At 39.7% G+C, this 13,520-nt stretch carries 9 protein-coding genes; 6 read left to right on the top strand and 3 right to left on the bottom strand.

The window, feature by feature from the left end:
- Positions 1–166 precede the first annotated feature (166 nt).
- Positions 167–1,450 carry a 3-phosphoshikimate 1-carboxyvinyltransferase gene (gene aroA, locus ACRWQN_RS10930; protein ID WP_434937712.1) on the bottom strand — a complete coding sequence of 428 codons (1,284 nt, stop codon included), beginning with the start codon at positions 1,448–1,450 and terminating at the stop codon, positions 167–169.
- Positions 1,451–1,903: 453 nt separating this feature from the next.
- Between aroA and ACRWQN_RS10925 the strand changes: the two genes are divergently transcribed.
- Entirely contained in the window at positions 1,904–3,094 is a 1,191-nt protein-coding gene (locus ACRWQN_RS10925; protein ID WP_434937710.1) for an amino acid aminotransferase, read from the top strand.
- A 154-nt stretch (positions 3,095–3,248) separates the two neighbouring features.
- Here the strand turns inward: ACRWQN_RS10925 and serC are convergent, their stop codons facing one another.
- Together serC and gyrA are read right to left on the bottom strand one after the other, a co-directional pair.
- On the bottom strand, positions 3,249–4,340 hold the full coding sequence (serC, locus tag ACRWQN_RS10920) for a 3-phosphoserine/phosphohydroxythreonine transaminase (RefSeq protein ID WP_434937709.1): 1,092 nt from the start codon (positions 4,338–4,340) through the stop codon (positions 3,249–3,251).
- Between the two features lie 176 nt (positions 4,341–4,516).
- The gene (gene gyrA, locus ACRWQN_RS10915) at positions 4,517–7,243 is read right to left on the bottom strand and encodes a DNA gyrase subunit A (protein ID WP_434937708.1); all 2,727 of its coding nucleotides are present in this window, start codon (positions 7,241–7,243) and stop codon (positions 4,517–4,519) included.
- Positions 7,244–7,622: 379 nt separating this feature from the next.
- On the opposite strand from gyrA, the gene ubiG reads away from it, so the two are divergent.
- The 5 genes from ubiG to yfaE all read left to right on the top strand — a co-directional run bounded on the left by ubiG (position 7,623) and on the right by yfaE (position 13,462).
- Positions 7,623–8,345 carry a bifunctional 2-polyprenyl-6-hydroxyphenol methylase/3-demethylubiquinol 3-O-methyltransferase UbiG gene (gene ubiG / locus ACRWQN_RS10910; RefSeq protein WP_434937707.1) on the top strand — a complete coding sequence of 241 codons (723 nt, stop codon included), beginning with the start codon at positions 7,623–7,625 and terminating at the stop codon, positions 8,343–8,345.
- 28 nt (positions 8,346–8,373) lie between these two features.
- Entirely contained in the window at positions 8,374–9,051 is a 678-nt protein-coding gene (locus tag ACRWQN_RS10905) for an HAD family hydrolase (protein ID WP_434937705.1), read from the top strand.
- 524 nt (positions 9,052–9,575) lie between these two features.
- On the top strand, positions 9,576–11,864 hold the full coding sequence (nrdA, locus tag ACRWQN_RS10900; protein WP_434926116.1) for a class 1a ribonucleoside-diphosphate reductase subunit alpha: 2,289 nt from the start codon (positions 9,576–9,578) through the stop codon (positions 11,862–11,864).
- 76 nt (positions 11,865–11,940) lie between these two features.
- On the top strand, positions 11,941–13,071 hold the full coding sequence (gene nrdB / locus ACRWQN_RS10895; RefSeq protein WP_226409913.1) for a class Ia ribonucleoside-diphosphate reductase subunit beta: 1,131 nt from the start codon (positions 11,941–11,943) through the stop codon (positions 13,069–13,071).
- Positions 13,061–13,462, top strand: a complete 402-nt coding sequence (yfaE, locus tag ACRWQN_RS10890; RefSeq protein WP_434937703.1) for a class I ribonucleotide reductase maintenance protein YfaE — start codon at positions 13,061–13,063, stop codon at positions 13,460–13,462. Before nrdB ends, yfaE begins: the two co-directional genes overlap by 11 nt.
- The last annotated feature ends 58 nt before the right edge of the window (positions 13,463–13,520 follow it).

The raw sequence follows: 13,520 nt of genomic DNA, 5'->3' as shown, positions 1-13,520 counted from the left end.
TGAATATAAAAAAGGGTTTAGCCAAAAATAAGCGGCAGCATTGTATAACAATTTTCAATAAAAAGCCGTTGCTAAGATAAAATTAACTCAGAAGTGTGTGTTAATAGAGCTTTTCTGCTCTATTAACACCATACCCAAGAATTGAATTTTAGGGGTTTAATCTATTTTAACAATCAGTTAAACGTTTAAACTCACTAAAAAAGGTAGGAAATGTTTTTGAGGTGCAATCGGGATCATTAATTGTGATCCCGCAGTCTGCAAATGCCAATAATGAAAAACACATCGCCATACGGTGATCATTATAAGTATCAATTGCTGCAGTATTAATATTTTCCGGCGGGGTAATTGTGATGTAATCATAGCCTTCATCAACTATCGCCCCTACTTTGCGCAGCTCTGTCGCCATTGCTGCTAAGCGATCGGTTTCTTTAATTCGCCAGTTGTAAATATTGCGCAATGAAGTAGTTCCTTTGGCAAATAGAGCCGCTGTCGCAATGGTCATTGCCGCGTCTGGAATATGGTTCATATCCATATCGATGGCGGTTAATGTTGATTTTCTGGCGATAATATAATCATCACCCCACTCAATATTAGCCCCCATCGCCGCTAATGCATCAGCAAATTGGACATCACCTTGAATACTTAACTTACCTACTCCTGTGACTTTAACTTCACCGCCTTGAATCGCACCAGCAGCTAAAAAGTAAGAAGCCGATGAAGCATCTCCTTCAACTAACACTTTGCCCGGTGAAATATATTGCTGCCCTGCTAGGATTTCAAAACGCTGATAATTATGGTTAATCACTTCAACGCCAAATTGTTTCATTAGAGCGATAGTGATATCAATATAAGGTTTTGAAACTAATTCACCTTTAATAATGATATTAACGCTATCTTTGGCCAACGGTGCGACCATAAGTAGTGCAGTTAAAAATTGACTAGATAAATCACCCGCAATTTCGACATTACCACCATTTAACCCCGTAGCATTAACGGTTAATGGTGGAAAACCTGGGTTTTTAAGGTAACTGATTTGGGCACCAAGTTGTTGTAAGGCATCAACTAAATCACCGATAGGACGCTCTTCCATTCTGGGCTCACCCGTTAAATTGAACTCACCTTGGCCTAACGTTAAAGCCGCACAAAGTGGCCGCATGGCGGTGCCTGCATTACCGAGAAAAAGCGTTTGAGGTTTTTCGCTGTTTAATGTTCCTGCCAGCCCTTTAACTTTACAAACAGTATTATTTTCACTGAGTTCAAATTCAACTCCAAGCTGTTTCAAAGACGCTAACATGTAGCGTATGTCATCAGAGTCGAGTAAGTTGGTCAGTGTTGTCGTGCCTTTAGCTAATGTGGCAAGCAACAATGCTCTGTTCGAAATGCTTTTGGAGCCAGGAATATTTATTTCGCCATTCATGTTAGCGATAGGCTCTAAATGCAGTTGCTTCATTTGCTTTCTTCTTATATAAATTGATTAAAGTTTCGTTAACCAGGTTTCAAACATCCCTTATTCTATCGTTAAAAAATAGATTAAGTGGAACAAATTAATTACGACATAAATATGACACAAACCATAATTAAGACACTTATTTACTTACGCACTGTCACTAATTGTTGTGTGTTGATTTAGCATATAACCTCAACCATGCTCATTATCTTTATCAAATAAGACATAGCTCGTAATGGGTAACCATTACAGCAGAATAGTTTCAAAAATAACAGAATTATTTATTTGTCAGCATAAGTTTCCAACTGAAAAATACTCAACTAGAAATTAAAAGCCATTGTTTAGATTAATGACTTTAACTATCTGTTTAAAGCACGTTATCCTAAGAGCAATTCGCTAAGTATGCGCGATAATTTAAAATAGTATAAGTAAACAGCGCTAATAAAAGGTATCCACATGTTTGAATTATTAACAGCCTTACCAGCCGATCCTATTTTAGGATTATTAACCCAATACCGTGCAGATAATCACGCCAATAAAGTCGATTTAGGTGTAGGTGTTTATAAAGACCCTAAAGGTCACACGCCAATTCTAGATTGTGTCAAAGTTGCTGAGCAACGTCGTACCGACACTGAAGATACTAAGGTGTATATTGGTCCAACCGGTTCACCTTTATTTAATCAGTTAATGACTGAGCTCGCTTTTGGTAAAAGCCATCCAGCTCTTCTGGCTAACCGTATTAGAACGGTTTCAACTCCTGGCGGCACTGGCGCGCTGCGTGTTGCTGCCGATTTCATTAAACGCTGTCGCCCTAATGCAGTGCTATGGGTAAGCGATCCAACATGGGCCAACCATACTGGTTTATTTGAAGCCGCGGGGATCACAGTTAAAACCTATCCCTATTATAATTACGACACAAAATCATTAAAATTTGAACAAATGATTGCCGCGTTGAAACAGATCTCAAAAGATGATGTTGTGCTATTACATGCTTGCTGTCATAACCCCAGTGGTATGGATTTAACCACAACGCAATGGGATGAAGTCATTAAGGTGACTGCGCACCAAGGTTTTACACCACTTATTGATATGGCTTACCAAGGGTTTGGTGACGGTGTAGACGAAGATGCCTACGGCGTAAGGGAAATGGCCAAAGCAGTTGAGAACATGATTTTATGTAGTTCCTGTTCAAAAAACTTTGGCCTGTACCGAGAGCGCATCGGTGCATGTTCAATTATCGGTAGAGATGCCGCTCAATCTGATGTGGCCTTTTCCGTATTACTGTATGTTGTTCGTTGCATTTACTCTATGCCGCCAGCACATGGCGCGGCCATTGTTGAAACCATATTGGGTGATGAAACACTAAAACAGCAGTGGCTTGATGAATTGGCTGTGATGCGTAATCGCATTAATGGCAATCGTGCAATGTTAGTTAACAAGTTAATTGAACAGGGTGTTAGCCAGGATTTCAGTTTCATTGCGGCACAAAAAGGCATGTTCTCTTTTTTAGGGATCAGCCCTACCCAAGTTGAAACACTTAAATCTCAGCACAGTATTTATATGGTCGGTTCTAGCCGGATAAGTATTGCTGGGATCAGCGAGTCAAATGTAGACTATCTGGCTAAATCAATTGCAACAATATTATAATTGGTTAGCCATTATTGGTTTAATCATTGTGTTGTTAATAGTTCATTTAACGGTTAATCAACTGATGAAACGTAACTAACTATTTAGTATGTTGTAATAGATTAAAATTAAAAAGGGCTGATAATTCAGCCCTTTTTGCTATGAAAAAATTTGATTAACTGTGCTTCTTTGCGAACGCATGCATAAAGTCTACTAGTTTTTGTACACCTTCTAGTGGCATGGCATTATATAAACTCGCTCGCATACCACCAACGATACGATGGCCTTTTAATGCCACTAAACCTGCTTTTTCTGCGTCAGCTAAAAACTCAGCATCAAGTGCACTATCAGCTAGTTGAAAAGTCACATTCATTCTTGATCGATTATCAATATCAACGCCATTTTTATAAAACGCTAACTCATCAATACAGGTATAAAGCAGTGCAGCTTTTTGCTGGTTTATACTCTCAATCGCAGCAACCCCACCCACACCTTTTAACCATTTGAAAACTTCTGCTGCCAAGTACCAGGCAAACGTAGGTGGGGTATTAAACATTGAATCATTATCTTTAGTGATGGTGTAATCCATCACTGATGATTGTACTAAGGTTGGCATTGCCAACATATCATCACGCACTATCACTATCGACAAACCTGATGGACCTATATTTTTTTGTGCTCCAGCATAAATAAGACCAAACTTGCTGACATCAATTGCATGGGACATGATTGTTGATGATAAGTCCGCAACCACTGGCCAAGGACTTTCTAAGGCGTCAAATATTTCAATACCATCAACGGTTTCGTTGGCACAGTAATGTACGAAGCGGTAATCTTTATCCATGCTCATTAAATCAGGTAAGCATACTTGATGTAAACCATTTATCGTTTCGACTATATTGATTTCATCAATTTGTGAATCGCCAGCAATGCGTTTAGCTTCTTTTACCGCTGAACTTGACCATTGGCCCGATGTTAAATACAAAGCTCGGCCTTTATCGCCTAAAAAGTTTGTCACTACATTGGTAAACTGACCTCGACCACCACCATGCATAAATAGCACATGGTAATTTTGTGGAATGTTCATGAGCTCGCGAAGATTTTTTTCAGCTTCTTGTGTTAAGGCAATAAACTCTTTACTGCGATGACTTATCTCCATCACGGAGACCCCTAGCCCATTCCAATCAATTAATTCCTGTTGTGCTTTTTGCATTACCGGTTGCGGTAACATCGCAGGACCTGCACAGAAATTATAAATTGTGCTCACAGACAACTCCTTCACTCTACTAATGATGATAGATTTTTGATGTTCAATGTCAGTAATACTAAGGACTTTATCAACCGTTGAATAGCGCTTTTTTAAATGTTTTTGATGAAAAATTTTCCGTAAAACAAAACGAGCGCCAAAAGGCGCTCGTTTTCAATTAATCAACACTGACAATATTATGATTGCTCGTCTGACTCATCTTTAACTTCAGTATCACTAACTGCTTCAACTGTATCCACATCCGTCGTTGCTTCATCTGCTTCTGCAGTAGGATCAACAATGATTGGGTTACCGTCTTCATCTAATTCTTCATCAGATTGGATTTCTTCGATACGCTGCAAACCGACCACTTTCTCGTCTTCTGCAGTACGAATAATTGTCACACCTTGGGTGTTACGACCAATGACTGATACGCCTTCAGCTGGAGTTCTTACTAAAGTACCTTTGTCGCTTATCAACATTATTTCGTCAAAAGCACCAACTTGAACAGCGCCAACAACAGCACCATTTCGATCGCTGACTTTAATAGAAACCACACCTTTAGTGCCACGGCTCTTAGCTGGGTATTCACTTAGTTCAGTACGCTTACCGTAACCGTTTTCCGTTACAGTTAAGATAGCACCATCACCTTTTGGCACAATCAGGGATACTACGCGTTGGCCATCTTCTAACTTAATACCGCGAACACCTGTTGCTGTTCGGCCCATAGGACGTAGTGCAATGACTTCTTCACCGGTTTCTGCGTCAATTTTCACTTCACCCGTTTCAGAATCGCGTGCTTTTTCATTAAAGCGAACCACTTTACCGGTATTAGAGAACAACATGATGTCATCACTACCTTCAGTGATATCAACACCAATGAGCTGATCGCCCTCTTTCAGGTTAACAGCAATAATACCGTTTGCACGTGGATTACTGTAAGCAGTAAGTGCAGTTTTCTTAACGGTACCGTGCGCGGTAGCCATGATGATATATTTGTCATCAGCATATTCGCGAACCGGTAATATGGCGGTAATGTGTTCACCTTCAGATAAAGGTAATAAGTTAATAATTGGACGGCCACGTGCAGTACGGCTAGCCAATGGCAATTGATACACTTTAAGCCAGTACATTTTACCAAAGTCAGAGAAGCAGAGAATAGTATCGTGGGTATTAGCCACTAGTAGCTTCTCAACAAAATCTTCATCTTTTACTTTAGTTGCCGCTTTACCTTTACCACCACGACGTTGTGCTTGGTAGTCAGAAAGAGGTTGATACTTGGCATAACCTAAATGTGATAAGGTCACAACAACATCTTCTTCGTTGATCAAGTCTTCAAGACTCATATCAATTTCATTAGCGTTAATAATAGTACGACGTTCATCACCGTATTGCTCAAGAATTTCTTCTAGCTCTTCTTTGATGACTTCCATCAAACGCTCAGGACTGCTTAAAATCAGCAACAAAGCAGCAATAACAATTAACAATTCTTCATATTCAGCAAGAATTTTGTCATGTTCAAGACCGGTTAAACGGTGTAAACGTAACTCAAGAATAGCCTGTGCTTGTTGCTCAGTTAAATAGTAAGCCCCATCACGAATACCGTACTCAGGTTCTAACCATTCTGGACGAGCAGCATCATCACCCGCTTTTTCTAACATACCTTGTACGTGACCTAATTCCCAACCTTGAGCAACAAGCTTGGCTTTCGCTTCTGCTGGTGTTGGTGAGGCTTTAATTAAGGCAATAATCGGGTCGATGTTAGCCAATGCGATAGCAAGAGCTTCAAGAATATGAGCACGTTCACGGGCTTTTCTTAATTCAAATACTGTACGGCGGGTAACCACTTCACGGCGGTGAAGAATAAAGCACTCAAGCATTTCCTTAAGGTTAAATAACTTAGGTTGGCCATTTGTTAGCGCGACCATGTTAATACCAAACGAACATTGCATCTGAGTTTGAGCATAAAGGTTATTAAGAACAACCTCGCCCACTTCACCACGTTTTATCTCAATAACAATACGCATACCGTCTTTATCAGACTCGTCACGTAAACCACTGATGCCTTCGATTTTTTTATCTTTAACAAGCTCAGCAATTTTTTCAATTAGACGTGCTTTGTTAACTTGATATGGAATTTCATGAACAATAATACGTTCGCGACCATTCTCATCAGTTTCAACATCAGCCTTTGAGCGCATAATTGCGCGACCACGGCCAGTATTGTAGGCATCAATAATGCCTTTTCTGCCGTTAATCGATGCTGCTGTAGGAAAATCAGGACCAGGAATGTATTCCATTAGCTGCTCAATTGATAAGCTAGGCTCTTCAATTAAGGCTAAACACCCTTTAACAACTTCGTTTAAGTTATGCGGAGGAATATTGGTTGCCATACCCACAGCAATACCTGATGAACCGTTAATGAGTAGGTTCGGTACTCTAGTTGGTAATACTGCTGGAATAAATTCTGTGCCGTCATAGTTAGGTACAAAATCGACCGTTTCTTTCTCTAAATCAGCCAATAAAGAATGGGCTAATTTCTGCATACGAATTTCGGTATAACGCATCGCAGCCGCTGAATCACCGTCAACCGAACCAAAGTTACCTTGGCCGTCTACTAAGGTGTAGCGTAATGAGAATGGCTGTGCCATACGAACAATAGTGTCATAAACAGCGGTGTCACCATGTGGGTGGTATTTACCGATTACGTCACCGACAACACGAGCGGATTTTTTATAAGGTTTGTTCCAGTCGTTTTTAAGTTCGCTCATTGCAAACAAGACACGGCGATGTACAGGCTTTAGGCCGTCACGCACGTCAGGCAATGCACGACCAACAATTACACTCATAGCGTAATCTAGATACGAATTTTTGAGTTCGTCTTCAATATTAATTGGCGAAATAGATGAAGCCAGATCAGTCATAAACTGCGCGTTCCCCTGAAATTGAGCTGACGATTTTTAATCTATAATATCGTCAAGCTTTAAAACGTGATTTGGCATTCTAACACAGTTATTTAATGTCGCCAGAGCAAACCTAAACCAAATTGACTTTAGTGTTAATAAAAAGGCTAACTTACTCATTTACCAGTAACTTAGTACTTTAGCAAGTCCGGTTTTAATGGTTTAAAAATGTTTATATTGAGCAACAAACAATCAATACAACCAATAGATTGTTTAAATAACCACCTGAACATAGCAAAAGTTGACTGGGATCATCTGCATTGGCATATTTTAGCCCTATTAAAAACTGCATCAATGGATATAATGTCATCCATAATGCATAACGATATCTAGGTACATCATGTCTACTGAAACTGCTGCGAATAAAAATGTCGACCCCGATGAGATTGCTAAATTTGAAGCAATGGCACAAACCTGGTGGGATCCAAATGGCTCCTTTAAACCGTTACATCAGCTTAATCCATTACGTTTAAATTATATAGATCAAACAGCTCAGGGCATTTTTGGTAAAAAAGTGCTCGACATTGGTTGTGGCGGCGGAATTTTATCTGAAAGCATGGCTAAAATCGGCGCCCATGTAGATGGCTTAGATATGGGCAATGAACCTCTTGAAGTGGCTCGTTTACATGCATTAGAAACTGGTGTGACAGTCAATTACATCAAATGCACCGCTGAAGAGCACAGAGATATGCATCAAGCTTATTATGATGTGGTGACCTGTATGGAAATGTTAGAACATGTCCCTGACCCGCTATCTGTCATTCAAGCATGCTGTGACATGGTGAAACCAGATGGCTATGTGTTTTTCTCAACCATTAATCGTAATTGGATGTCTTATTTAACTGCGATTGTCGGTGCAGAGTATCTACTTAAGATGCTGCCAGTAGGCACCCATGATCACAGCAAGTTTATTCGCCCTTCTGAATTAATTAATCTTGTCGATAAAACAGACTTATTGTGCAAAGACGCATTGGGCATAGCCTATAACCCACTATCTGGTGTGTTTAAATACACTAACAGTGTTGATGTTAATTACATGATTGCTACACAAAAAGTCGATTAGCATTGTTTGCTACCGCTTAGGAGTCTGCGTGTTAAAGCCCTTGATTAAAGGTGTGTTATTCGATTTAGACGGCACACTTGCCGATACTGCGCCAGATTTGGTCTATGCACTGAACCTTGGCATGGCTGATGCGGGTTATGCTCCATGCAGTCTTGAAAAAGTGAAGCATGCTGCCACTCATGGCAGTTTGGCGCTGGTTAAGGCTGCACTGCCTGATATTAGCGATGATGAGCAAAAACAGATCCAACAAGCATTATTGCATCATTACCAGCTCATTAATGGTGACAAAAGCATTTTATTTGATAACCTTGCAGAGTTATTGAATCATTTCGATGATAACGGTACTCCCTATGGAATTGTGACTAATAAGCATGCTCGCTTTGCCCGCCCTTTGGTTGACAAACTCGGCTTGATGTCGCGAATTAAAACTCTTATCAGTGGTGATAGTACGTTGCACCCTAAACCTCATCGCGCCCCTATGCTACTTGCCGCGCAGCAGATGAACATCAGTCCTGAATCGATTATTTATATAGGAGATGCTGAACGTGACCTTATCGCGGCTCAAAATGCTAATATGATTGGTGGAATAGCGCATTGGGGTTATTTATCGCCCCAAGACAAACCTGACACTTGGCCTGGACAACTCCATTTTAAAACCACACAGTGTTTACATGACTATTTTGTATTGAACCGTCAACTTACTTAATATTATCGATATAAACGGTGTTGTTAAACGGCTTTTAAGCTAACTCAAACAATCAATCAAAGATCAATCTAAAAATCAGCTAATAGAATCGATCGCTGATATTTTTAGCGATCAAATTCTTTTAAAATTACGGACAATTATTCTACAGCCTACAGAAAAGCTATATAAATTTGGGGTGTAGGGTTAGCTTTTACTAACTGTTGCGATTATCCTCAACTTATCCACAAGATGTTCTAGAAATTGTGGCTTGCAAAAACCCTCCAACCTCACTATCTTGTATGTTAGATTTTAAAAAACACCATATCTTGTGTGTCAAATGCAATCACAGACACTAATGATTTGTTTAAAATAACTCATTTAATTAAGCTGAACGGGTGACTTAGCGTGCTAAAATGTCTCAATCCGTCGTATTTAATGCTTCAGCATGATTGTTTTTACATAAAAACGTAAACGTGGTTAGACACGATCGCTTTTGGTATTAAGCGCTCAATCACAATAACAGATATAATCAAGGCCTCTCTGCAATGAATAGCAATATGACTGTCACTAAACGCTGTGGCGAACGTGAAAATATCGATTTAGACAAAATCCATCGCGTTATTACTTGGGCAACCAAGGGATTAAAAAACGTCTCTGTATCTGAAGTTGAACTCAGATCGCATCTACAATTTTTTGATGGTATTCCAACAGAAGCGATTCATGAAACGATCATCAAAGCCGCGGCAGATCTTATTTCCCCTGAATCACCCGATTATCAGTTTGTGGCAGCACGCTTAGCGGTATTCCATTTACGTAAAAAAGCATTTGGTCAGTTCGAACCGCCTAAATTATATGACCATGTCACCAGACTGGTTGAAATGGGCAAATATGATATGCATATCTTGGCTGATTACAGCCGCGAAGAGTTAGACATCTTAGATACTTATGTTGACCATTGGCGCGACATGAACTTCTCTTATGCCGCCGTTAAGCAATTAGAGGGTAAGTATCTAGTTCAAAACCGTGTCACTCACGAAGTATATGAAAGTGCTCAGTTCCTTTATATATTGGTTGCTGCGTGTTTATTTTCAAAATACCCAAAAGACACTCGTTTACAGTTCGTAAAAGATTTTTATGATGCGACATCAAGCTTCAAGATATCTTTACCGACGCCGATTATGGCTGGTGTACGTACGCCAACACGTCAATTTAGCTCATGTGTATTGATTGAGTGTGACGATAGCTTAGATTCTATTAATGCAACCGCCTCATCAATTGTGAAATATGTCAGTCAACGTGCTGGTATTGGTATTAATGCTGGTCGTATTCGTGCCTTAGGCAGTCCTATTCGTGGCGGTGAAGCTTTCCATACTGGTTGCTTACCCTTTTATAAGTATTTTCAAACTGCGGTAAAATCATGCTCACAGGGCGGCGTTCGAGGCGGAGCGGCAACACTGTTTTACCCAATATGGCATTTAGAAGTAGAATCTTTACTTGTACTGAAAAATAACCGTGGTGTTGATGATAACCGTGTTCGCCATTTAGATTATGGTGTCCAGTTAAACAAGTTGATGTACCAACGTTTAATTAAAGGCGAAGATATCAGTTTATTCAGTCCATCTGATGTACCGGGTTTATATGATGCATTTTTTGAGGATCAAGTTGAATTTGAACGTTTATATGTTCAGTATGAGCAAGATCCAGCTGTGCGTAAAAAGCAAATTAAAGCGGTTGAGTTATTTTCGTTGATGATGCAAGAGCGCGCTTCTACAGGCCGTATCTATATTCAAAACGTGGATCACTGTAACACCCACAGCCCATTTGACTCAAAAGTAGCGCCAATTAAACAGTCTAATTTGTGTTTAGAAATCGCCCTGCCGACTAAGCCATTAAAGAACATTGATGATCCTAATGGTGAAATTGCACTTTGTACTTTATCTGCACTGAATTTAGGCACCATCAAGAATCTAGAAGAATTAGAACCGCTAGCTGAGCTTGCAGTTCGTGCGTTAGATAATTTACTTGATTATCAAGATTATCCGATCATTTCGGCGCAGTTAGGCTCAATGAATCGACGTACTTTGGGTATAGGCGTCATCAATTACGCCAATTACCTTGCTAAAAATGGTAAGCGTTATTCCGATGGTTCAGCCAATAATTTAACCCATAGAACATTTGAAGCGATTCAATTTTATCTATTAAAAGCCTCAATGAAACTTGCCCAAGAGAAAGGCGCCTGTCCGTTATTTAACGAGACAACCTATTCTAAAGGCATTCTACCCATTGATACTTACAAGCGTGACTTAGATAAAATTTGTGATGAGCCACTACATTTAGACTGGGAAGGTTTACGTACCGATATTTTGCAATATGGTTTACGTAACTCAACATTATCAGCATTGATGCCGTCTGAAACCTCGTCGCAAATATCTAACGCCACTAATGGTATTGAACCGCCACGTGGTCTTATTAGTGTCAAAGCCAGTAAAGACGGTCAATTAAAACAAGTTGTACCCGATTTTGACACATTGAAAGATCAATACGAGTTATTATGGAACATGCCAAATAACGACGGGTATTTACAACTTGTCGGCATTATGCAGAAGTTTGTTGATCAGGCGATATCTGCCAACACTAATTACGATCCAATGAAGTTCCAAAGTCGTAAAGTACCTATGCAAACACTATTAAAAGATTTGCTAACGGCTTACAAGCTGGGTGTAAAGACATTGTATTACCACAACACCCGTGACGGTGCGTCGGATCAACAAGATGAGATAATATCCATCGAAAAAGAAGACGATGATTGTGCCGGTGGTGCGTGTAAGATATAAACCTCTGGTTTATTGATATCACTTAATTAAGAAATTAAATGCGGGGAGCACTCCTCGCTTTTTTGGGAAAAGAAGTATGGCTTATTCAACATTTTGTCAAACACCTAATGATGCGACTCAAGAACCTATGTTCTTTGGTCAACCCGTTAATGTGGCGCGATATGACCAACAAAAATACGAGATTTTCGAAAAATTAATCGAAAAGCAGTTATCTTTCTTTTGGCGACCAGAAGAAGTAGATGTCAGCCGTGACAAAATTGACTTTGCCAGCCTTCCTGATCATGAAAAGCATATTTTCCTGTCAAACCTTAAATACCAAACTTTACTTGATTCGATTCAAGGCCGCTCACCTAACGTAGCTCTTTTGCCGTTAGTGTCACTGCCAGAACTCGAAACCTGGATTGAAACCTGGTCTTTTTCAGAAACGATCCACTCTCGCTCATATACTCATATTATTCGTAATATCGTGAACAACCCATCAGTGGTGTTTGATGATATTGTTGAAAATGAGCAGATTTTGAAACGTGCTGGTGATATTGCTAAGTACTATGATGATTTGATCTACCTGACCCAAGTTAATAATTTACACGGTGAAGGTACTCATTTGATTAATGGTCAAGAAGTAACGGTTAACTCCCGTATTCTTAAGAAGACCTTGTATCTTTGTATGATGTCAGTCAATGCATTGGAAGCAATTCGTTTTTATGTCAGTTTTGCTTGTTCATTTGCCTTTGCTGAACGTCGCTTAATGGAAGGTAATGCCAAAATCATTCGCTTAATTGCACGTGATGAAGCACTTCACTTAAATGGTACCCAACATATTTTAAGTTTAATGCAAGGTGGCAAAGACGATCCAGAAATGGCTGAAATTGCCATTGAGTGTTATTCAGAAGCCTATGACTTATTCCACAAAGCAGCTGAACAAGAAAAAGAGTGGGCTAAATACTTATTTAAAGACGGCTCAATGATCGGCTTAAATGAACAAATTCTTTGTCAATATGTTGAGTACATTACTAACCAACGTATGAAAGCGGTAAACTTACCTTTACCTTACGAAGAATTGTCTAATCCACTCCCTTGGATGAAGAACTGGTTAGAAAGTGATGCTGTGCAGGTTGCACCCCAAGAAGTTGAAGTATCATCTTATCTTGTGGGGCAAATTGACTCGGCTGTCGATGGCGATGAGTTTTTAGATTTTGACTTATAAACACTTTTTCATTACAGCGCCGATTGTTAGCTTAAAGGGACAACCGGCAATCTTGTTCGGCGGTAAACAAGCAACATTGCTTGAGGCGCTTGAGGACAAGAAAGTAAAAGTTTTTTCAGAGTGCCGTAATGGATTTTGCGGCGCCTGTAAAACAAAAGTCATTTCTGGTGAAGTCACTTATACCAAGCAGCCGTTGGCTGAACTTGAGCAAGACGAATGCCTACCCTGTTGCTGTATTCCAAAAACTGATTTAAATCTTTCATTGTCGAAGGACGATAGTGAACAGGTTAGTGCAAGCAAAGTAAATCCTACCCAGTCAATGACAAATAAATCACAACAAGGAGTTGAAATGGCTTTTCTCCTAGATGATGCAATACTTGGTGGGAATTGACATCAAATAAAATCACTATATTAACAGTATAAAACCTCGTATAATCAAAAATTTAGCT

The sequence above is a fragment of the Shewanella sp. HL-SH8 genome (assembly GCF_051165765.1).
Taxonomy (GTDB): Bacteria; Pseudomonadota; Gammaproteobacteria; order Enterobacterales; family Shewanellaceae; genus Shewanella; species Shewanella glacialimarina.
Note: the sequence above shows the minus strand (reverse complement) of the source record. Positions and strands in the feature narration are given on the sequence as shown.

Bases quoted from the DNA above. Each gene is read 5' to 3' on its own strand.
- aroA (WP_434937712.1), bottom strand. From the start codon at position 1,450: ATGAAGCAACTGCATTTAGAGCCTATCGCTAACATGAATGGCGAAATA.
- nrdA (WP_434926116.1), top strand. From the start codon at position 9,576: ATGAATAGCAATATGACTGTCACTAAACGCTGTGGCGAACGTGAAAAT.
- ACRWQN_RS10925 (WP_434937710.1), top strand. From the start codon at position 1,904: ATGTTTGAATTATTAACAGCCTTACCAGCCGATCCTATTTTAGGATTA.
- ubiG (WP_434937707.1), top strand. From the start codon at position 7,623: ATGTCTACTGAAACTGCTGCGAATAAAAATGTCGACCCCGATGAGATT.
- gyrA (WP_434937708.1), bottom strand. From the start codon at position 7,243: ATGACTGATCTGGCTTCATCTATTTCGCCAATTAATATTGAAGACGAA.
- nrdB (WP_226409913.1), top strand. From the start codon at position 11,941: ATGGCTTATTCAACATTTTGTCAAACACCTAATGATGCGACTCAAGAA.